At 71.4% G+C, this 20,147-nt stretch carries 18 protein-coding genes; 5 read left to right on the top strand and 13 right to left on the bottom strand.

Annotation, left to right across the window (positions count from 1 at the left end; translation table 11 throughout):
- Positions 1-76: 76 nt before the first annotated feature.
- Positions 77-709 carry a flavin reductase family protein gene (locus HNR20_RS00470; RefSeq protein ID WP_184175335.1) on the top strand — a complete coding sequence of 211 codons (633 nt, stop codon included), beginning with the start codon at positions 77-79 and terminating at the stop codon, positions 707-709.
- A 148-nt stretch (positions 710-857) separates the two neighbouring features.
- Positions 858-2,801, top strand: a complete 1,944-nt coding sequence (locus HNR20_RS00465) for an ABC transporter ATP-binding protein (protein ID WP_184187767.1) — start codon at positions 858-860, stop codon at positions 2,799-2,801.
- Positions 2,802-2,970: 169 nt separating this feature from the next.
- Here the strand turns inward: HNR20_RS00465 and HNR20_RS00460 are convergent, their stop codons facing one another.
- The 11 genes from HNR20_RS00460 to HNR20_RS00410 all read right to left on the bottom strand — a co-directional run bounded on the left by HNR20_RS00460 (position 2,971) and on the right by HNR20_RS00410 (position 13,628).
- Positions 2,971-3,486, bottom strand: coding sequence for an NUDIX domain-containing protein (locus HNR20_RS00460; RefSeq protein ID WP_184175333.1), 516 nt, complete (start codon positions 3,484-3,486; stop codon positions 2,971-2,973).
- Between the two features lie 57 nt (positions 3,487-3,543).
- Positions 3,544-4,185 carry an SRPBCC family protein gene (locus tag HNR20_RS00455; RefSeq protein WP_184175331.1) on the bottom strand — a complete coding sequence of 214 codons (642 nt, stop codon included), beginning with the start codon at positions 4,183-4,185 and terminating at the stop codon, positions 3,544-3,546.
- The gene (locus HNR20_RS00450; protein WP_184175329.1) at positions 4,185-4,550 is read right to left on the bottom strand and encodes an ArsR/SmtB family transcription factor; all 366 of its coding nucleotides are present in this window, start codon (positions 4,548-4,550) and stop codon (positions 4,185-4,187) included. Before HNR20_RS00450 ends, HNR20_RS00455 begins: the two co-directional genes overlap by 1 nt.
- A gap of 27 nt (positions 4,551-4,577) precedes the next feature.
- Positions 4,578-6,674 (bottom strand): xanthine dehydrogenase family protein molybdopterin-binding subunit, encoded by a 2,097-nt coding sequence (locus HNR20_RS00445; protein ID WP_184175327.1) that lies wholly within the window; start codon positions 6,672-6,674, stop codon positions 4,578-4,580.
- Positions 6,671-7,660, bottom strand: coding sequence for an FAD binding domain-containing protein (locus HNR20_RS00440; protein WP_184175325.1), 990 nt, complete (start codon positions 7,658-7,660; stop codon positions 6,671-6,673). Before HNR20_RS00440 ends, HNR20_RS00445 begins: the two co-directional genes overlap by 4 nt.
- Positions 7,657-8,151, bottom strand: coding sequence for a 2Fe-2S iron-sulfur cluster-binding protein (locus HNR20_RS00435; RefSeq protein WP_229687437.1), 495 nt, complete (start codon positions 8,149-8,151; stop codon positions 7,657-7,659). The genes HNR20_RS00440 and HNR20_RS00435 overlap by 4 nt, the downstream gene beginning before the upstream one ends.
- A 97-nt stretch (positions 8,152-8,248) precedes the next feature.
- Entirely contained in the window at positions 8,249-8,917 is a 669-nt protein-coding gene (locus HNR20_RS00430; RefSeq protein ID WP_184175321.1) for a TMEM175 family protein, read from the bottom strand.
- A 111-nt stretch (positions 8,918-9,028) separates the two neighbouring features.
- The gene (locus HNR20_RS00425) at positions 9,029-10,405 is read right to left on the bottom strand and encodes a GH1 family beta-glucosidase (RefSeq protein WP_184175319.1); all 1,377 of its coding nucleotides are present in this window, start codon (positions 10,403-10,405) and stop codon (positions 9,029-9,031) included.
- 29 nt (positions 10,406-10,434) lie between these two features.
- Positions 10,435-11,274: a carbohydrate ABC transporter permease gene (locus HNR20_RS00420; protein ID WP_184175316.1), complete on the bottom strand. Its 840-nt coding sequence runs from the start codon at positions 11,272-11,274 to the stop codon at positions 10,435-10,437.
- Positions 11,267-12,259, bottom strand: coding sequence for a carbohydrate ABC transporter permease (locus HNR20_RS00415; protein WP_184175314.1), 993 nt, complete (start codon positions 12,257-12,259; stop codon positions 11,267-11,269). Before HNR20_RS00415 ends, HNR20_RS00420 begins: the two co-directional genes overlap by 8 nt.
- A gap of 70 nt (positions 12,260-12,329) precedes the next feature.
- Positions 12,330-13,628: an ABC transporter substrate-binding protein gene (locus HNR20_RS00410; RefSeq protein ID WP_184175312.1), complete on the bottom strand. Its 1,299-nt coding sequence runs from the start codon at positions 13,626-13,628 to the stop codon at positions 12,330-12,332.
- Positions 13,629-13,865: 237 nt separating this feature from the next.
- Here HNR20_RS00410 and HNR20_RS00405 point away from each other — a divergent pair, with 237 nt between their 5' ends.
- Both HNR20_RS00405 and HNR20_RS00400 read left to right on the top strand, forming a co-directional pair.
- Positions 13,866-15,065: an ROK family transcriptional regulator gene (locus HNR20_RS00405; RefSeq protein WP_184175310.1), complete on the top strand. Its 1,200-nt coding sequence runs from the start codon at positions 13,866-13,868 to the stop codon at positions 15,063-15,065.
- Between the two features lie 255 nt (positions 15,066-15,320).
- The gene (locus HNR20_RS00400; protein ID WP_184175308.1) at positions 15,321-17,954 is read left to right on the top strand and encodes a discoidin domain-containing protein; all 2,634 of its coding nucleotides are present in this window, start codon (positions 15,321-15,323) and stop codon (positions 17,952-17,954) included.
- 129 nt (positions 17,955-18,083) lie between these two features.
- On the opposite strand, the gene HNR20_RS00395 is transcribed toward HNR20_RS00400, so the two are convergent.
- Both HNR20_RS00395 and HNR20_RS00390 read right to left on the bottom strand, forming a co-directional pair.
- On the bottom strand, positions 18,084-19,439 hold the full coding sequence (locus tag HNR20_RS00395; protein ID WP_184175306.1) for a flavin monoamine oxidase family protein: 1,356 nt from the start codon (positions 19,437-19,439) through the stop codon (positions 18,084-18,086).
- Positions 19,440-19,469: 30 nt separating this feature from the next.
- Positions 19,470-19,670 carry a hypothetical protein gene (locus tag HNR20_RS00390; RefSeq protein WP_184175304.1) on the bottom strand — a complete coding sequence of 67 codons (201 nt, stop codon included), beginning with the start codon at positions 19,668-19,670 and terminating at the stop codon, positions 19,470-19,472.
- Positions 19,671-19,857: 187 nt separating this feature from the next.
- Between HNR20_RS00390 and HNR20_RS00385 the strand changes: the two genes are divergently transcribed.
- A complete protein-coding gene (locus HNR20_RS00385) occupies positions 19,858-20,076 on the top strand; it encodes a winged helix-turn-helix domain-containing protein (RefSeq protein WP_229687405.1) in 219 nt (72 codons plus the stop codon).
- The last annotated feature ends 71 nt before the right edge of the window (positions 20,077-20,147 follow it).

The raw sequence follows: 20,147 nt of genomic DNA, 5'->3' as shown, positions 1-20,147 counted from the left end.
GCAGAGCTGGCGGGTCTGTTCCTGGGGCGGTTGCTTCGGCGCACGCCGAACCATGACGGCCGTACGGTCGGCGACTATGACGATCAGCAACACGCCAACCGCCACCGAGCATCTGACGATCAACCCGAGCATCCTCTACTTCGGTACCCCGGTGGTGCTGCTGAGCACCGAGAACGACGACGGCAGCGCCAACCTGGCCCCGATCTCCTCGGCGTGGGCCCTCGGCCAGGTCGTCGTGCTGGGCCTCGGCGACGAGGGGCAGACCGCGCAGAATCTCGCCGCCCGCCCCGACCTGGTGATCAATCTTCCCGCTGCCGACCAGTGGGAGGCTGTCGAGCGGCTGGCGCCGCTGACCGGACGGCACCCGGTGCCCGCGGTCAAGCGGGACCGGTTCCGGCACGAGCCGGCGAAGTTCGAGGTCGCCGGCCTGCGGTCGCAACCGTCGCGCTGCGTCCGACCGCCCCGGGTGGCCGAGTGCCCGCTGCACCTGGAGGCCCGCGCCATCCGGATCCACGCCGACGTCACGGAAACGTTCCTCATCGTCGAGGCCCACGTCCTGGCGGTACACGCCGACGCCCGCATCGTCGTGCCGGGCACCAACCATGTCGACCCGGCGGCCTGGCATCCGTTGATCTACAACTTCCGCCACTACTTCGGGCTCGGCGCCGAACTGGGTCACAGTTTCCGCTCGGAGACGCCGGCTGGCTGACCTGGGCGACTCGGAATCATCCGGTTGGCGACGACACGCCATTGGCACACCCGTGCGACGCGCCGACTACCTAAAGACATTGAGTGGTCGCGGGCAGTAGTGTCGGGCGGCGTTCGTGATACCGCCCGGAGGAGGGTCCGTGGAGTCGATGGCCCGCCAGCGCAGCGCTCCCCAGAGCGACGATCAGCCGGGCGACCCGCCCACCGGCACCATGCTGCCGGAGTTGGAGGATCGCGACTGGTTGCACCACGCGCAGGAGTTCGCCCACACCAGCTTCTGGGCGGTTGCCCGCCGACTGCCCCGGCTGGTCCGGGAGGCGGTCGGGCTGGGCTGGGCCACCAACCGTCGGGACACGGTCGCCTCCATCGGCCTGAACATCGCCGCCGGCGTGATGACGACGTTCGGCCTGCTCGCCACGACCAGTGTGCTGCGCGAGTTGTTCGCCGCCGGTCCCACACCGGATCGGGTCCGCTCGGCTCTGCCGGCGCTGATCGTGGCCGCGGCGGCGGTGTCGGCGCGCGGCGGCCTGACGATCGCGGCCGGCTGGGCCCAGGCCCGGCTTATCCCGCAGATCAACTATCAGGTGGAGCTGCGGTTGTTCGAGGCCACCACTGCGGTGGACCTCGCCGCGTTCGACGACGCCGGCTTCGCCGAGGAGATGGACCGCGCGCGGGACCGGGGAATGGCGGAGGCGGCGTACATCGTCGACCACACCGTCAACCTGGTGACCGGCGTGGTCGGGATGCTCGCCACCGCCGTGGCGGTGACCGTGATCCAACCGTTGCTGCTGCCCTGCCTGCTGCTCGCCGCGGTGCCGCAGGCGATCACGGCGGTGCGGATGGCCCGCCGGGAGTATCTGGCGATGCTGGCCCGGATCACCCGGCGGCGCCGGATGTGGATGCTGGCCCACCTGATGGCCAACCGGCACACCGCTGCCGAGGTGCGCGCGTACCAGATGCGCGATTTCCTGCTCGCCGAGTATCGCGGGGTGATGGCCGTCGAGACCCGGGCCCAGCTGCGGCTGGTCCGCTCGCAGACCGGCACGCGGGTGGTCGGCGCGACGGTGGCGGGGCTGGCCACCTTCGGGGTGTACGCGGTCCTCGGCGGCCTGTTGCTCAACGGGATGGTCGCCCTCGCCGCCGCGGCCACCGCGTTGCTCGCCCTGCAGTCCGCGCGGACCAGCCTGGGCGTTTCGGTCGTCGCCACCAACTCGCTGTACGAGGACGCCCTCTACTACCAGGACTATCGGGACTTCCTGGCCCGCGCCCACGCGCGGGTGCCGATCGGCGGCGACCGGATGGCCGACGGTGTCGGCGTGATCGAGCTGACCGACGTGAGCCTGAGTTACCCGGACACCGACTCGCCGGCAGTGGACCGGGTCAGCCTGAGCGTCCGCCGGGGCGAGGTGATCGCACTGGTCGGCGAGAACGGCTCCGGCAAGACCACCCTGGCCAAACTGATCGCGGGGCTCTACCAGCCGACGGGCGGGGTGATCCGCTGGGACGGCGTCGACGCCGCCGAGCTGGACCCCCGAGCCCTTGGCGCCCAGGTGGCAGTGATGACCCAGGAGTGGTGGAAGTTCCCCTTCACCGCCGGGCAGAACATCCGCGTCGGGCGGCACGACCGCCCGCCGGAGCGATCCGGCCCCAGCGTCCAGGAGGCGGCTGCCGCAGCCGCCGCGCACGAGATGATCGTCGGTCTGCCGCACGGCTACGACACCCTGCTCGACCGGGAGTTCAAGGACGGCCATGAACTGTCCGGCGGGCAGTGGCAGCGGCTCGTCGCGGCTCGCGGCCTCTACCGGGATGCCGCCCTGCTGATCTGTGACGAACCCTCGGCAGCCCTGGACGCGCGTGCCGAACACGCCCTGTTCCAGCACCTGCGCCGGCGCCCTGATCGGGCGGTCGTCCTGATCACCCACCGGCTGGCCAACGTCCGGCACGCCGACCGGATCTTCGTGATGGATCGGGGCCGGATCGTCCAGCAGCGCCGCCACGACGAGCTGATGGCCGCGAACGGCCTCTACCGCGAGCTGTTCGACCTTCAGGCCAGCGGCTACCTGACGGGCGCCGACAACGCCCTGCCCCGCTGAGCCTCACCCGCCTGCTGCCGCGCTGCCCACGCCGCGCCGCCCCATGCAAGATCGTGCTCGATCCTGGAAGTAGTGGTCTCGTCGGCTCTTGATGCCACTAGAACCAGGATCGAGCACGATCTTGCACCGTCGGGGGCGTTGGGGGCGGCGTGTTCGGGGCGGCGTGGGGTCAGGCGAGGTGGCTGGGGGTCAGGAAGTCGGCCAGGACCCGAGTGTGGGTGGAGAACGCCAGCTCGACCGGATCGGTGAGCACCAGCCACTCGCTGGCCTCTTCGGTCGGCGCGGACGGGGGCAGGTCCTCGGCAGCTCGTTCGGGCAGCACCCCGAAGATCATCATCGTGCCGCCGGCGGGAGCGCCGTGCACCGCGAAGAGCTGGGCGTCCTCGGCCGCCGCGATCAGCCCGGTCTCCTCCCGCAGTTCACGGACGAGGGCGTCGGACCACTCCTCGCCGTACTCGATGAAGCCGCCGGGCAGCGCGAGCAGGCCGCGGGCCGGCTCGATGTCCCGGCGGACCACCACCACGCCCAGGCCCTCGGCGGTGCGGACCGGCAGCACCGCGACCGCGACGGGCAGGGGGTTGCGCCAGACGGTCTCGCCGCAGAGCGCGCAGACCCGCGGCCACCCGGCGGCCTCCGGGTAGGCGGCGCCACAGAAGGAGCAGTGCGAGTACGGCGAGCCTGTCATGCCGCAGCACGCTACCCCCGCCGCCGCTGCTCCTGCCGCCGCGCCGCCGCTCTTTGCTCAGGCCTCCGGGGCTCCGGTGTAGAAGGCGGTGGTGCGTGCGGCGGCGGCCTTCGCCTCGTCGGCGTCGGTGCCGGCGGCGATGCTCGCCTCGCCCCACAGGTGACTGCTCAGCTCCATGGTCCGTCGCCCCTCGTCGGACGCGCTCCACTCGGCGCTCTGCTCCGGGCTGACGCCGCTGCCGTCGGCGGCCAGGTGGGAGGCGAGACCGAGCAGCCCCAGGTCCCAGCCGACACCGACGGCACCCGGCCCGAACTGTGCCCACCGGTCCTGGTCGACGTGCGCGATGTGGTCCAACTCGAAGCGGGTCCGCTCGGCGTCGACCGGGGTGAGCCGCACCTCGATCCAGCTCACCTCGTCGCCGTACTCCCAGGTGGCGGTGAAGCTGTGCGGTGGGTCGCAGGTTTCGATGGTGCCGCCGGCATTGCCCTGGAGCTGGTACTTGCCGTGCAGCCGCAGGTCACCGGTGATCGGCATGAACCAGCGCGGGATGCGTTCGGCGTTGGTGCAGGCGTCCCACAGATCATCGAGCGTCGCCTGGTAGGTCTGGCTGAGCGTGCTCACGCGGGCCTCGCCGGCCTCCAGGGTGCGGCTGCCGACCCGCCGCTGGACGGCGTTGATCTGCTCGATCGCGTCGATCATCAGGTGTTCCTCTCGTCGGGTGGGTCGGCGGGCCCGCCCAGCCGACGCTCGCGTCGGCCCCGGGCCAGCTCGGTGGCGAGTGCCGCCAGGGGTGGGGTCCAGAATCGGCGGAAGTGCTCCAGCCAGCCGTCGACCTCGCGCAGTGGGCGTGGGTCGACCGCATAGAGCCGCCGGGTGCCCTCCGGTCGCACGGTGGCGAAGCCGTTGTCCCGCAACACCTTGAGGTGCTGGGACACGGCTGGCTGGGAGATGCCGAACTCGTCGCGGATGACCGCGCTGACCGCGCCGGCGGTCTGCTCGCCGCTGGCGAGCAGTTCCAGGATGCGGCGCCGGACCGGATCGCCCAGCACGTCGAAGGCGTGCACGACGCCTTTATATCACCAACTGCTTATTTAAGCGAGTGCTGATACCCCGACGAGCTTGTCCAACCGGATCGGCAGGTCCCGAATTCGCACGCCGGTGGCGTGGTGCACCGCGTTGGCGACGGCCGCCGCGGCGCCGACGATGCCGATCTCGCCGATGCCCTTCACCCCGGCGGGGTTCAACTCGTCGTCCTGTTCGTCCAACCAGTACGCCTCGATGGACTCCACATCCGGGCATGCGGTGATGTGATAGGTGGCCAGGTCGTGGTTGACCCAGTCGCCGTACCGCTCGTCGAGCAGGCCCTCCTCGTGCAGCGCCATCGACAGCCCCATCGTCATGCCGCCGAGGAGTTGGCTGCGCGCCGTCGTCGGGTTGACGATCCGCCCGGCCGCGAACACCCCGAGCATCCGGTTCAGCCGCACCTCACCGGTGTCCGCGTCCACCCGCACCTCGGCGAACTGCGCCCCGTATGCGTACCGGGGCAGGGTGGGCTGCCCGCCCACCTCGTCGTCGGTGCTCACCTCGGCGGTCACCTCGTCGGCCGGGGTGTCTCCGGGAAGGTTCCGAAGCTTCTCGCGCAGCGCCTGCCCGGCCCGGATCACCGCCCAGCTCCAACTGGCCGTGCCCATCGAGCCTCCGGCCACCGCCGCGGTCGGCAGGTCGCTGTCACCGATGCGGATCTCCACCCGCTCCGGCGGCACCCCGAGCGCGTCGGCGGCCACCTGCCAGACCGCCGTTCGGGCGCCGGTGCCGATGTCGGTGGCGTTGATCCGCACCAGGAAGCTGCCGTCGGGCCGGGCGGTGGCCGTGGCCGACGACGGCCTGTTCCGGGCCGGGTAGCTCGACCCGGCCACCCCGGTGCCGATCAGCCAGCGCCCGTCGCGTCGGGCGCGGGGCGTCGGGTCCCGGTCCGCCCAGCCGAAGCGCTGAGCACCCTCGCGCAGGCAGGCCACCAGGTTGCGGCTGGTGAACGGCCGCCCCTGGTCGGGGTCGACCTGTGCGTCGTTGCGGATCCGCAACTCCACCGGGTCGATGCCGGCGGCGATGGCCAGCTCGTCCATCGCCGACTCCAGCGCGTACGCGCCGGGGCACTCGCCGGGAGCGCGCATCCAGAACGGTGTGGGGACGTCGAGACGGACCAGTCGGTGCGTGGTGCGTCGGTGCGGTGCGGCGTACATGCTGCGGGTGTAGACGGCGGTCTGCTCGGCGAATTCCCGGACGGTCGAGGTCTGGCTGATCGCGTCGTGGCAGATCGCGGTGAGTCGCCCGTCGGCGTCGGCGGCGAGCCGGACCCGCTGGATGATCGGGGTGCGGTAGCCGATGGGCCCGAACAGTTGCTGACGGGTCAGCGCCAGCCTCACCGGCCGGTCCACGTGGCGGGCCGCGAGGGCGGCCAGCACCACCGAGGCCTTGGCGTACCCCTTGCTGCCGAAGCCACCACCGACGTGCTCGGCGACGACCCGGATCGACTCCGGTGGCATTTCGAACATGTCGGCCAGCGTGGCCCGCACCAGCGAGGCGCCCTGGGTGGAGTCGTGCACCAGTAGCCGCCCGTCGCGCCACTGCGCCGTCGTGGCGTGCGGCTCCATCGGGTTGTTGTGGTAGGCCGGCGTTCGATACGTGACGTCCACCCGCACCGGGGCGGCCGCGTACCCGGCGTCGAAATCGCCCTCGGCGGTGTCGGTCGGATAGCTGGGGTTGACCTTGTCCGGCCGGTACAGGCCGGGGTGGTCGGCGGCGAGCACCGTGCTGTGCGCTCCGGCGTCGTAGTCGATCCGGACCAGCCGGGCGCCCTCGCGGGCCGCCTCCAGGCTGGTGGCCACCACCACCGCGATGAACTCGCCCCGGTAGTGCACCGCGGGCTCCTGCAACAGCCACACCTCCGGCTGCGGGCCGGGCGCGAGGCGGGGCGCGTTGCCGTGGTGCAGGACGGCCAGCACACCGGGCGACGCGAGCGCCTCCGCCGTGTCGATCCGGGTGATGCGGCCCCGCACCACCGCCGACGGCACCGCCCAGCCGTAGGTCACCTCGTCCACCGGGTACTCCACCGCGTACCGGGCTGTGCCGGTGACCTTCTCCTTGCCCTCAAGCCGGGGGTACGCCCGGCCGACCGCGCCGGGGCTCACGGCGCTCCCTCGGCCAGCTCGCTGAGCGCCCGCACGGTGATGGCCCGGGTGAGTGGCACCTTGAACCCGTTGTGTCGTAACGGGCGCGCCTCGGCCAGCTCGGCGTCGGCGGCCCGTCCCGCCAGCTCCGGGCTGAACGTCCGACCCCGCAGCTCGGCCTCGGCCCGGTGGGCCCGCCACGGCCGGTGTGCCACCGCCCCATAGGCCAGCCGTACGTCGCGGACCACGTCCCCGTCGAGGTCCAGCACCGCGGCCACCGAACCGACGGCGAAGGCGAACGAGGCCCGGTCACGCACCTTGAGATACGTCGAGCGGCGCGCGGCCGGCAGCGGCGGCAACCGGACGGCGGTGATCAGCGCACCCCGGGCCAGAGTGGTTTCCCGCTCGGGGTGCGCACCGGGGGAGCGGTACAGGGCGGTGATCGGGATGTCGCGGGTGCCGTCGGTCTCGTGCACCTCCACCACCGTGTCGAGTGCGGTCAGCGCGACGGCCAGGTCGGACGGGTGCGTCGCCACGCACTGCTCGGACCAGTCGAGCACCGCCAGGTCGCGGTTCTGGCCGTGCAACGCCGCGCAACCGCTGCCCGGCGCACGCTTGTTGCACGCCTTGCCGGTGTCCTGGAAGTAGACGCAGCGGGTGCGCTGCAGCAGGTTGCCGCCGGTGGTGGCCATGTTGCGTAGCTGCCCGGAGGCGGCGGCGAGCAGGGCGCGGGCCAGCACCGGGTAGTCCCGGCGGACCACCGGGTGGGCGGCGAGATCGCTGTTGCGGACGGTCGCGCCGATCCGCAGCCCGCCGTCGGGCAACTCCTCGACGGTGTCCAGCGGAAGCCCGGTCACGTCCACGAGCACGTCGGGGCGCTGCACCCCGAGCTTCATCAGGTCCACCAGGTTGGTCCCGCCGCCCAGGTAGGCCGCCTGCGGTTCCGCGCTGAGCACGGCGACCGCGTCGGCCACATCGACCGGCCGGTGGTAGCGGAACTCCCTCATCGCGTCGCCGTCTCGCGCACGGCCGCCACGATGTGCGGGTACGCGGCACAGCGGCACAGGTTGCCGGCCATCCGCTCGCGGATCTCCGCGTCGGTCAGCTCGGCCGGCCCGCTCAGGTCGCCGGTGACCGCGCTCGGCCAGCCCCGGGCGACCTCGTCGAGCATGCCGCGGGCGGAGCAGAGTTGCCCGGGGGTGCAGTAGCCGCACTGGAACGCGTCGTGCGCGATGAACGCGGCCTGCAACGGGGACAGCTCGTCCGGCCCGGCCAGCCCTTCGACGGTCACCACCGAGCGGCCATCCAGCGTGACCGCGAACACCAGGCAGCTCTTCACGCGGCGGCCGTCCAGCAGCACCGTGCAGGAGCCGCACTGGCCGTGGTCGCAGCCCTTCTTCGCCCCGGTCAGGCCGAGGTGCTCGCGCAGCGTGTCGAGCAGGGTGGTGCGGTTGTCCAGCCGTACCTCGCGCGCCGCGCCGTTGACCTCGAACACCACCTGGGACGAGTGCCGCTCGTCGGTCGTCGTCGCGTTCTCTGGTCCACCCTGCACCGGCCCAGACTAGCTTTACCGGTACATACAGGGGCGAAAACGGTCAGCGCCGCGCGCCCCGCCGCCGCAACCCCTCGCTGGTCACCGCGTGATAGGCGATCATGACGATGATGCCGATCAGGCCCAGCACCGGGTTGACGAACCAGCCGAGCAGGCCGCTCAACCCGTACAGGACCAGGCCGGTGACCGGTCGCAGCCGTTGCGTCCGGACATGCTGAGGGCTGACCCCACGATCAAGCAGCTCGGGGTGGCGGTGCAGGTAGCCGAAGAACACCAGCCACGGTGCCGACATCAGCGCGGCCGCCAACGCGTACAGGGCGACGCCCGCGCGCTGGTCGGCGGTGTCCCCGTGGGTGAGCGCGGACGCCAGCACCGCGGTGGGGAACGGAATGATCACCGCGCCGAAGAGGACCGCGAGGTTGATCCAGCTCAGGGTGAGGGTCGTCGCGCGGATCAGCCTGAGCAGCGCGTGGTGGTTGAGCCAGAGCACCCCGATGTAGACGAACGACACGACGAACGCCAGGTAGGAGGCGCCTTCGCCGCGCAGCCCCGCCAGCAGCTCGCCCTCGTGGAACTCCGGCACCCGCAGGTCGAGCACCAGCAGGGTGATCACGATGGCGAACACGCCGTCGCTGAACGCGGTCATCCGGTCGGTGCTGGACAGGCGTGAGCCGGTGCCGCGATCGGCGACCTCGTCGGGGGCTTCGGCCATTGGGGAAGGCTAACCGCTCAGGGCGGCGGCAACTGGGCGTTCCGTAGAAGAGAACGGCCGCCCGGGGGTCGCCTACGCAACACCCCGGGCGGCCGGCCTCACCGCCCCCGTTCAGGCCACCTGCGTGGCGGAGCCGGTCGCCCCGGCGAGACGCTGATGGGCGCGGATCAGCTCGGCGTAACGCAGACCGCTCGCCTTCACCGTCCGGCGCTGGGTGGCGTAGTCGACGTGCACCAGCCCGAAGCGCTTGTCGTAGCCGTACGCCCACTCGAAGTTGTCCAGCAGCGACCAGACGAAGTAGCCGTCCAGCGGCACCCCCCGGGCCACCGCCGACGCGCAGGCGGCCAGGTGCTGCTCCAGATGGTCGGTGCGCTCCTTGTCCTCCACCGTGCCGTCCGCGGTGACCTCGTCCTGCCACGCCGAGCCGCTCTCGGTGACGATGATCCGGCCCGGCCGGTACTCCTCGTGCACGTCGACCAGCAGCCGCTCCAGCCCGGGCGGGTAGTTCTCCCAACCCATCGCGGTCTCCACCGATCCGGGCACCGGCACCTGCCGGGCGTACGGCGCCGCGCCGGTCGGGTCGTCCACCACCAGTTGCCGGAAGTAGTAGTTCACCCCGAGGTAGTCGGTGGGCGTGGCGATCACCGTCAGGTCGTCGCCGCGTACCGGCGGCTCGACCCCGTAGGTGGCGATCATGTCGGCGGGGTAGCCGCGCCCGTGGATCGGGTCCAGCCACCACCGGTTGACGTGCCCGTCCGCCCGTCGGGCAGCCGCGACATCCTCCGGCCGGTCGGTCGCCGCCTCGATCGGGCTGAGGTTGAGCACCAGCCCGATCGACGCCGGCCGGGCCGCGTTGGCCCGGACCGCCTGGGTGGCCAGACCGTGCCCGAGCAGCACGTGGTGCGAGGTGTGCACCGCGCGGGTCAGATCCCGGTCGCCGGGGGCCATCTTGCCCTCCAGGTGCCCGATCCAGGACACGCAGAGTGGTTCGTTGACGGTGCTCCAGTCGGCCACCCGGTCGCCGAGGCGGGCGGCGACAACCCCCGCGTAGTCGGCGAACGCCTCGGCGGTGGCACGCTCCGGCCAGCCGCCCCGGTCCTGCAGGGCCTGCGGCAGATCCCAGTGGTAGAGCGTGACGAACGGCCGGATCCCGTCGGCGAGCAGGGTGTCCACGAGCCGGTCGTAGAAGTCCAGCCCGGCGGGGTTGACCCGCCCGACGCCGTCGGGCATCACCCGGGGCCAGGCCACCGAGAAGCGGTACGCGTCCACGCCGAGCCGGCGCAGCAGCGCCAGGTCCTCCGGCCACCGGTGGTAGTGATCGCATGCCACCGCGCCGGTGTCGCCGTTGTCGACGTTGCCGGGGGTCGCCGAGAAGGTGTCCCAGATGGACGGCGCCCGGCCGTCGACGTCGACGGCCCCCTCGATCTGGTACGCCGCCGTGGCGACACCCCAGAGGAAGTCCGGTGGCAGCTTGGACAGGTCGGGCACGGGAAGGTTCTCCTCTGGGGTTGGATGACTCACTTGACCGCGCCGGCGGTGAGGCCGGCGACGAAGTAGCGCTGCAGGGCCAGGAACCCGATGACGACCGGGATGCTGACCACCAGCGAGGCGGCCATGATCTGGTTCCAGTAGACGTTGAACTGGGTGGAGTAGCCCTGCAGGCCGACGGCCAGGGTGCGGCTGCCCTCGTCGGTCATCACCGAGGCGAAGAGCACCTCGCCCCAGGCGGTCATGAACGCGTACACGGTGACCGCGACGACGCCGGGCACGGCGGCCGGCAGGATGACCCGGAACAGGATGCGCAGCGGCCCGGCCCCGTCGACCTGCGCCGCCTCGTCCAGTCCACGGGGGATCGAGTCGAAGTAGCCGACCAGCATCCAGATCGAGAACGGCAGCGAGAAGGTCAGGTACGTGATCACCAGGCCGGTACGGCTGGCGTACAGCTCGATGCCGGTGGCGTTGCCGAGGTTGACGTAGATGAGGAACAGCGGCAGCAGGAACAGGATGCCGGGGAACATCTGGGTGGACAGCACCGTCACCGAGAAGACACCCCGGCCGCGGAACCGGTACCGGCTGACCGCGAAGGCGGCGAAGATGGCCACCGCCACCGAGCAGACCGCCGCGATGCTCGACACCACCAGGCTGTTCACCAGGTACCGGGCCAGCGGCACGGTGCTCCACATGTCCACGAACGGCTGCAGGGTGGGCCGGCTGGGCCACCAGGTGAAACCGTTCTGCACGTCCTGCAACGGCTTCGCCGCGGAGGTGACCATCACGTAGAGCGGGATGAGGACGAAGAGGGCGAGCAGGGTCAGCACGATGCGCCGGCCCCAGCGCTCACCGGCGGTCTCACGCATGGTCGTCCCTCCGTCGGTTGGTGATCAGCAGGTACGCGGCCGAGACGATCAGCAGGAACAGCAGCAGCGCCACCGACATCGCCGAGCCGGAGCCGAAGTCCCAGGTCTTGAAGGAGCTGCGGTAGATGTGGATGGAGATGAGGTCGGCCTGCTCCGGCGCGGAGCCGCCGAAGAGCACGAACGGGGTGTTGAAGTCGTTGAAGGTCCACAGGAACAGCACCAGCAGCAGCACCAGGTTCACCGGCCGCAGCATCGGCAGGGTCACCGAGCGCAGCCGGCGCCAGAACCCGGCGCCGTCGATCGCGGCGGCCTCGTACATCTCGCCGGGCACGTTCTGCAGGCCGGCCATCAGGCAGAGGAACGCGAACGGCCAGTTGCGCCACACCGACACCACCAGCAGCGACCAGAAGCTGTTGTCGCCGATCAGCCAGAACGGCCGCTCGTTGAGCAGCCCGAGCTGGTCGACGAGGACGTGGTTGACCAGGCCGGTGTCACGTTGCAGCAGGAAGCTCCAGGTGATCACCGCGGCGTAGACCGGCAGCGCGTAGGGGGTGAGGAACAGCGCCCGCAGGATCGCCCGCCCGCGGAACGGCCGTTGCAGGACGACTGCCGCCGAGATGCCGAGCAGCCAGGCGAACCCGACCGAGAGCACGCTGTAGACCAGCGTGACCCAGAACGAGTGCAGCAGTTCCTTGCCGGCGGCGCTGTTCAGGTCGAGCGTCGCCCGGTAGTTCTCCCACCCGACGAAGGGCGCGGTGGACCAGTCGCGGATGTGGAACTGGGTCAGCTCCAGCAGGCTCATCCAGACCCCGACCACCATCGGGATCACGTGGATGGCGAGTTCCAGCACGACGGCCGGCGCGAGCAGCAGATACGGCAGGAGCGAGCGGCGGGGGCCGCGGGGCCGGCGGGCCGGCCTCCGGGCCGGTGACCCGGACCGGGGTTCGCGTCGGTCGGCGTCCGGCGCGGTAGTGCTGGTTGCCATCGGGGTCCTCTCGGAGTCGGTGGCCGTGCCCGGGCTCAGCGCCCGACCACGGCCACCGGTGACGCCTGGGTCAGCGCATCTTCTGCTGCGCGTCGGTCAGCTTCGCCTTCACCGACGCCTCGGTGACCGGCTTGCCGCTGGCCGCGTCCGCGAACAGCTCCTTCATCGCGGTGCCGACCAGGGTCTCGAAGGTGCTCTCCTCGGGCACCTGCGGCAGCGGGGCCGCGGTGTTGACCAGGGTCTCCTGGATGTTCTTCTGCTCGGTGGCGCTGAACGCCGGGTCGGAGCCCGCGGTCTTCACCGCTGGCAGCGAGCCGTACGTCTTGTTGAGGATCGTCTGCTCCTCGTCGCTGGTCATGAACTTCACGAAGCTCAGCGCGCCGTCCTTGTTCTTGGTGTGCTTGAAGACCGCCATGTTGATGCCGGCGACCATGCTGTTGACCTTCTTGCCGCCGGCCGGCGGGCTGGCCAGGAACGGCACCGGGGCAACCCCGTACGCGTCGGCGGGCATGTTCTGCGTCTTCAGGTTCGACCCGGCGGACTGCCACAGCAGCATGGCGGCCTTGCCGTTGGCGAAGTCGGAGACCGACTGGTTCTGCGCGTACTCGGCGTTGCTCGGGTTGGTGATCTTGTCGGCGGCCATGAAGTCGATGTAGCGCTTGATCGCCGAGACGTTCTGCGGGGTGTCGAAGGTCGGCTTGCCGGCCGAGTCGAACCACTCACCGCCGTACTGCTGGCTGAAGGTGAAGGCGTGGTGGGCGTTCTCCGACGGGTTGGCCCCCTCGATCGCCAGGCCCCACTTGCCGCCGGTGCTGAGCTTCTTGCCGTACTCGGCGAGCTGCTCCCAGGTGGTCGGCGGCGCGGTGATGCCGGCGTCGGCGAACGACTTCTTGTTGTAGTACAGGCTGTACGCCATGCTGTAGAGCGGCACGGCGGCCGGCGGCTTGCCGGGGGCGCCGGCGGCGGCGAGCGCGGCGGGCACGATCCGGTCCTTGCCGCCGACGGCCTGCAGCGCGGCGTCGTCGAACTCGACAAGGGCGCCGGTGGCCTGCAGGGACGCCGACCAGGTGTTGCCGATGTTGACCACGTCCGGGCCCTTGCCGGAGGTGGCGGCGGCGAGCAGGCGGTTGAGCAGGTCCGACCAGGGGACCACCTCGACGGTGACCTTGATCCCGGTCTGCTTCTCGAACTTGTCCAGCTCCGGCTGGAGGATCGTCTTGTCGGCCTCCAGGCTGGCGCCCTGGTTGCTGGCCCAGTAGGTGAGCGTCTTGGGTGCGTCGGCGGAGTCGTCGCCGGAGCCGCCACAGGCCGTCAGTGAGGCGGCGGCCAGTACGGCGGCGGTGAATATCCCGAGGTGTCGTCTCGACACGGTCAGCCCTTCCGGTGCGTGGTGGGGGTCCGCCGACCTCCGTCGCCGATAGGGGTCGGGGACGACGGGCGGCCGGCTGCGGACAGGGTTCGGGGGTGCGCCGTCGGGGTCCGTCGGCGTTTCCCGGGAGTTACATCACGGCTTAAATTATGTCGTCATTAAAGTGGCTGGTCGGTGGGTCGTCAAGCACGAGGCGGTTACAGTCGCCTCGAACGGCCGACGGGAACGAGGTGACGAGTGGAGCTGGCGCGTGCCACCAACCGCAGCGTGCGGTTGCGTAACCGGTCCGCACTGCTGACCAAGCTCTTCCTCGACGGCCCGCTCACTCGGCAGGACCTGGTGCGCAGCACCGGGCTGAGTCAGCCGGCGGTCAGCAACGTGGTGGCCGACCTGATCGACGAAGGGCTGGTCGCCGAGGCCGGGGCTGCCGAGTCCGACGGTGGCCGGCCCAGCATGCTGTTGCGGATCGCGCCCCGCTTCGCCTTCGTGGTCGGCGTGGACGTCGGCGAGACCCGGGTCCGGGTGGAGTTGTTCGACTTCGCGATGACCCTGCTGGCCAGCATCGAGTACCCGCTCGACCCGGCCCGTACCGAGCCGCACCTGGTGGCCGGGCACGTGCTGGCCGGAATCGACGCGGTCACGGGTCAGGCCGGGGTGGCCCCCGGTGACGTGCTCGGCGTCGGCATCGGCGTCTCGGGGGTGGTCGAGCAGGGCACCGAGGCCGTCGTGCACGCCCAGGCCCTCGGCTGGGACCGGGTGCCGCTGGAGCGCCTGATCGGCGCCGGCACCGATCTGCCGCTGCACATCGACAACGGCGCGAAGACCCTCGGCCAGGCCGAGATGTGGTTCGGCGCCGGCCGCGGCGCCCGGCACGCCGTCTTCGCGCTGGTCGGCTCCGGCGTGGGCGCGTCGGTGGTCACCAACGGCGCGACCTACCGGGGCGCGTCCAGCAGCGCGGGGGAGTGGGGACACACCACCCTCGTGTACGGCGGGCGGGCCTGCCGGTGCGGCGCGCGCGGCTGCCTGGAGGCGTACGTGGGCGCGGAGGCGATCATCGACCGGTACCGGGAGGCGCGCCGGGGTCGACCGGTCCCGGGCGAGGACGAGGAGTCCCAGATCGCCGCGCTGGTCACCGCCGCCGAGACCTCTGCCACCGCCCGGCGGGTGCTGGACGACACCGCCGGCTACCTCGGCGCCGGGGTGGCCAACCTGATCAACCTGTTCAACCCGGAGCGGGTGGTGCTCGGTGGCTGGGCGGCGATGGCGCTGGGCGACCTGCTGCCTGCCGTCCGGGAGGCCGCCGGACGGCAGGCGCTGCGCCAGCCGTACGAGCAGGCGTCGATCGAGCTGTGTCGACTCGGCGTGGACGCGGTGGCGCTCGGCGCCGCCACGCTGCCGATCGCCCGCTTCCTCACCGAGGGTGGCGTCCGCCGCTGAGCGGGAACGACGGCACCGCCGACGGCGAATTACACAAAAAGAATCCTCGGGATAAATAACGAAGTTATAGATCGATGTCTTGACGCCGCCGCAATCTCGCCGCAACACTCCTACGAGAGCGCTCTCCGGCCCGCGGCGCCGCATCGGCGGCACCACGAACGGCGGCACCGCATCGGCGGCACCACCGACGGCACCACGGGGCGAGCCCGATCCCACCCGCGCGGCATCCGTAACCCCCTATCGACAGGCGATGTCATGACATCTCATGCAACATCCGCACGTCCGCGTCCCCGGCGGGCCGTCCGGCACCTGCTCGTCGGGCTCACCGTGGCCCTGGTCGCGGCGCTCAGCCCGACCGGCGCCACCACACCCGCGCAGGCCGCGCCCACCCTGCTCTCCCAGGGCCGCCCCGCCACCGCCTCGTCCACCGAGAACGCCGGCACCCCGGCCGCTGCCGCCGTCGACGGCAACACCGGCACACGCTGGGCCAGCGCGTTCAGCGACCCGCAGTGGCTCCAGGTCGACCTGGGCTCCCGGGCCACCATCAGCCAGGTGAACCTGCTCTGGGAGGGCGCCTACGGTCGGGCCTTCCAGCTCCAGACCTCCGACGACGGCGCCACCTGGACCACCATCTACTCGACGACCACCGGTACCGGCGGCACCCAGAACCTCACCGTCACCGGTGCCGGCCGCTACGTACGGATGAACGGCACCGCCCGGGGCACCGGCTACGGCTACTCGCTCTGGGAGTTCCAGGTCTACGGCGAGACCGGCGGCACCACACCGACCTGCGGCAGCACCAACGTCGCGCAGGGCAGCCCGGCGACCGCCTCGTCCAACCAGGACGCCGGCCTCGCGGCGTCCGCCGCGGTCGACGGCAACCCGGGCACCAGGTGGGCCAGCGCCGCCAGCGACCCACAGTGGCTGCGCGTCGACCTCGGCAGCACCCGGACGATCTGCCGGGTGGTGCTCACCTGGGAGGCCGCGTACGCCCGGGCCTTCCAGCTCCAGACCTCGGCCGACGGGTCCACCTGGACCAGCATCTACTCGACGACCACCGGCACCGGTGGGACACAGTCCCTCACCGTCTCCGGCACTGGCCGCTACCTGCGGATGTACGGCACCGCCCGGGGCACCGCCTACGGCTACTCGCTGTGGGAGCTGGCGGTGAACACGACCGGCGGGACCAGCGAGCCCCCGGTCGGCACGACCGACCCGTACAACCCCAACCTCGGGCCGAACACGTTCGTCTTCGACCCGAGCACCCCGACGTCGACCATCCAGAGTCGACTGAACACCCTCTTCACCCAGCAGGAGACCAACCAGTTCGGCCCGCAGCGCTACTCGGTGCTGTTCAAGCCCGGCACCTACACCGCCGACGTCAACCTCGGCTTCTTCACCCAGGTCGCCGGGCTCGGGATGAGCCCGGACGACGTCAACCTCAACGGCCACGTCCGCGCCGAGGCCTTCTGGATGGGCGGCAACGCCACCCAGAACTTCTGGCGGGCCGCCGAGAACCTCTCGGTCACCCTGCCCGCCGGGCAGACCGTGGAGCGCTGGGCGGTGTCCCAGGCCGCGCCGTACCGGCGGATGCACCTGCGGGGCGCGCAGAACCAGATCCAGCTCTGGAACGGCGGCGACGGCTGGTCCAGTGGTGGCCTGCTGGCCGACACCCGCATCGACGGGCTGGTCGTCTCCGGCTCCCAGCAGCAGTGGTACTCCCGCAACAGCGAGTTCGGCAACGGCTGGACCGGCTCGGTGTGGAACATGGTCTTCCAGGGCGTCGTCGGCGCGCCGGCGCCGAGCTTCCCCAACCCGTCGCACACCGTCATCGGCCAGACCCCGCAGGTGCGGGAGAAGCCGTTCCTCTACGTCGACGGCACCGGTGAGTACCGGGTCTTCGTGCCGGCGCTGCGCACCAACTCGACCGGCACCAGCTGGTACAACAAGACCCCGGCCGGCTCGTCCATCTCGCTGTCGCAGTTCTTCGTCGTCCAGACCGGCACCAGCGCCGCCACCATCAACGCGGCCCTCGCCCAGGGCAAGCACCTGCTCTTCACCCCGGGCGTGCACCACGTCACCGAGCCGATCCAGGTGAACCGGGCCGACACGGTGATCCTCGGCCTCGGCCTGGCGACCATCCAGGCCGACAACGGCACCGTCGGGATGCGGGTGGCCGATGTGGACGGCGTCAAGGTCGCCGGCATCATGTTCGAGGCCGGCACGACCAACTCGCCGGTGCTGATGGAGGTCGGGCCGTCCGGCTCGTCCGCCAGCCACGCCACGAACCCGACCTCGCTGCACGACGTGTTCTTCCGCATCGGCGGGCCACACGTCGGCAAGGCCACCAACACGCTGACCGTCAACAGCGACAACGTGATCGGCGACCACATGTGGTTGTGGCGGGCCGACCACGCGGCCTCCGGCGTACCCACCGGGTGGACGCTGAACACCGCCGACACCGGGCTCACGGTCAACGGCGACAACGTCACCATGTACGGCCTCTTCGTCGAGCACTACCAGAAGTACCAGACCATCTGGAACGGCAACGGTGGCCGGACGTACTTCTACCAGAACGAGCTGCCGTACGACCCGCCCAACCAGGCCGCCTGGATGAACGGGACGACCCGGGGTTACGCCGCGTACAAGGTCGCGGATTCGGTGACCAGCCACGGGGCGTGGGGACTGGGCAGCTACAGCTACTTCAACGTCAATCCCGCCGTGGTCGAGGAGCGGTCCTTCGAGGTGCCCACCAACCCGAACGTGCGGTTCACCAACATGGTGACCGTCTCGCTCGGCGGCGTCGGCACCATCAACCGGGTGATCAACAACGTCGGCGGCACCGCCAACGCGGCCAACCAGACGGTGTACCTGACCAACTACCCCTGACCGGGCCCCCCGCGCCGGCCCGGTCGACTGACCGACCGGGCTGGCCGGGGCGCACCGTGGGCCGGGGCCGGCCCGGTCCCGCCGAGACCGGGCCGGCCCCTCCGCGTGCCACCTCAATCCGTCAGCACCTCAACCCGACAGCACCTGGGCCGCCGCCCGCTCACCGGCCCGCACCGCGCCCTCCAGGTAGCCGGTCCAGCGGGTCGCCGTCTCGGTGCCCGCCCAGTGCACCCGCCCCACCGACGCCCGTAGTCGAGGACCGTAGGTGCCCCAGGTACCCGGGGTGAGCCCACCGCAGAAACAACCCCGCGTCCACTCCTCGGCCGACCAGTCGTACTCGACCAGGTCCACCGGGTCCCGGGCTCGCGGCCCGACCACGCAGGCGAACGCGTCCAGCAGGCACCGCCGACGCTCGTCGGATGACATCTCGCGCAGCGCGGCGGCATCCACCGAGTAACTGAACCCGGTCAGCACCCCGAGCGGCGAGGTCGGGGTGGAGTTGTCGACCGTCTCGGTGAGCGGACCAGCGCTGCTGGTGGACACCCCGGACAGCCCGTCGGCACGCCAGAACGGCTCCGGGTAGACCGCGTGCACCTTCAGCGCCGAACCCATCGGCATCCGCTGGGTCAGCCCGTCGCGGAGCGCGGGCAGCGGTGGGTCGTACCGGATCCGGCCGGCCAGTGCCGGCGCCAGCGCGACCACCACCGCGTCGCCGTCGACGCGCCCGGTGTCGGTCCACGCCGTCACCCGGTCGATGGTCTGCTCGATCGACCGCACCGGTGTGGCCAGCGTCAGGGTCCCCGGGGGCAGGGCCAGAGCCATCCGCTCGGCCAGCGCCGACGGCCCGCCCACGATCCGGTCCTGCTGCGCGCCCCCGGCCATCCCCAGCAACGGCCCGGTCCCGCCGGCGCTGCGCAGGTAGAACAGCAGCTGCAACAGGGACACCTCGTCCGCGCCGGTGGCCAGCAGCCCACCGGCGAGCAGCCGCCCCAGGTAGTCGGCGGTGTCGCCGTCCCCGGCCGTCGCGCGCAGCCAGCCGCCGAGGATCGTCCGGTCCCACTGCGCGGCCTCCGGCGCCTGCCAGGGTGCGTCCGGGTCCAGTCGTGCGGCGTACTCGTCGAGCAGCCCGAGCACCCGGCCGGCCTGCGCGGGCGGCCCGGCCCGGCGCTGGCCGGCCCAGAGCAGGGTGGGCGCGCCGAGCGCCGCCGATGCGAAGGTGACCAGGCCGTGCTCGGCGACCAGCGCGTACATCCGGTCCTGGGTCGGGCCGATCCACTGCGCCCCCAGGTCGAGTTGGGTGCCGTCGGGCAGCCAACGGGTCAACACCCGACCGCCGACCCGGTCGCGGGCCTCCAGCACTCGCACCTCGGCTCCTGCACGGGTGAGCGCCAGCGCGGCGGCCAGTCCGGAGAAGCCGGCGCCGACCACGACCACCCGGATGCCGTCGGTCACGCCGCGGCGCTTACCCACAACCGTCCGGCGCATGACTGACGAATCTCCTCCCACCGGCCTCAACTACGGCGTCCCCGCACACTGCTCCCGGTGGTCGGCGACCGCCTTTGCGATTTCTCCGGGCGTGGTGCCTGTGTCGATGCGCAGCGCCCGCCAGCATCGGTCGCAGGTGACCCGGCCGGGCACCACAACGCCCCATGCCCACACCTCGATATCGACCGGCACTCGCAATGGCTGGCCACCGTCGGCCCGCGCACTGAACATGGCTACTCCCTCCTCTAGGAGGGGGCGCCCGCGTGATCGGCGAGACCAGCGGACGCCCCATGAGCGCAGCGACGCGCACCGATCCCGGATCTACTACGCACCGCGCGAGATCGACAGTAATGCCACAAGTGCCAGTAGTGCAATGGGTGCAAGTAGGCTCTACGCTGGGAAGGCGCAGCCTGTGAAGGTGCCGATCCCACATACCGCGCAGGAGATCGAAGCTGATCTCTTACGGCGCATCGGCTCAGGCGAGTTCCCACGCGGGCAGCGCCTCCCGACGTACGACGAGTTGGCGGCCGAGTATGGGTCGGCCCGCCGCACGGTGGCGCGTGCCGTGGAGGCGCTGAAAGCGCGCGGCATCGTGGTCGGCGTACGGGGGTCGGGCGTGTACGTCGCTGAGGCGTGAGCAGCGCGCGCTCACGGCCCGTCTCTTACGCCTACCCGTAGTCCGCGCCGACCTGCTGGCCCGGCTCGGCC

This window comes from Micromonospora parathelypteridis (genome assembly GCF_014201145.1).
Taxonomy (GTDB): domain Bacteria; phylum Actinomycetota; class Actinomycetes; order Mycobacteriales; family Micromonosporaceae; genus Micromonospora; species Micromonospora parathelypteridis.
Note: the sequence above shows the minus strand (reverse complement) of the source record. Positions and strands in the feature narration are given on the sequence as shown.

Excerpts from the sequence above, each read along its gene's own strand:
- HNR20_RS00400 (WP_184175308.1), top strand. The coding sequence starts at position 15,321 with ATGACATCTCATGCAACATCCGCACGTCCGCGTCCCCGGCGGGCCGTC.
- HNR20_RS00415 (WP_184175314.1), bottom strand. The coding sequence starts at position 12,259 with ATGGCAACCAGCACTACCGCGCCGGACGCCGACCGACGCGAACCCCGG.
- HNR20_RS00420 (WP_184175316.1), bottom strand. The coding sequence starts at position 11,274 with ATGCGTGAGACCGCCGGTGAGCGCTGGGGCCGGCGCATCGTGCTGACC.
- HNR20_RS00470 (WP_184175335.1), top strand. The coding sequence starts at position 77 with ATGACGATCAGCAACACGCCAACCGCCACCGAGCATCTGACGATCAAC.
- HNR20_RS00440 (WP_184175325.1), bottom strand. The coding sequence starts at position 7,660 with ATGAGGGAGTTCCGCTACCACCGGCCGGTCGATGTGGCCGACGCGGTC.
- HNR20_RS00430 (WP_184175321.1), bottom strand. The coding sequence starts at position 8,917 with ATGGCCGAAGCCCCCGACGAGGTCGCCGATCGCGGCACCGGCTCACGC.
- HNR20_RS00460 (WP_184175333.1), bottom strand. The coding sequence starts at position 3,486 with ATGACAGGCTCGCCGTACTCGCACTGCTCCTTCTGTGGCGCCGCCTAC.
- HNR20_RS00465 (WP_184187767.1), top strand. The coding sequence starts at position 858 with ATGGCCCGCCAGCGCAGCGCTCCCCAGAGCGACGATCAGCCGGGCGAC.
- HNR20_RS00395 (WP_184175306.1), bottom strand. The coding sequence starts at position 19,439 with ATGCGCCGGACGGTTGTGGGTAAGCGCCGCGGCGTGACCGACGGCATC.
- HNR20_RS00390 (WP_184175304.1), bottom strand. The coding sequence starts at position 19,670 with ATGTTCAGTGCGCGGGCCGACGGTGGCCAGCCATTGCGAGTGCCGGTC.
- HNR20_RS00455 (WP_184175331.1), bottom strand. The coding sequence starts at position 4,185 with ATGATCGACGCGATCGAGCAGATCAACGCCGTCCAGCGGCGGGTCGGC.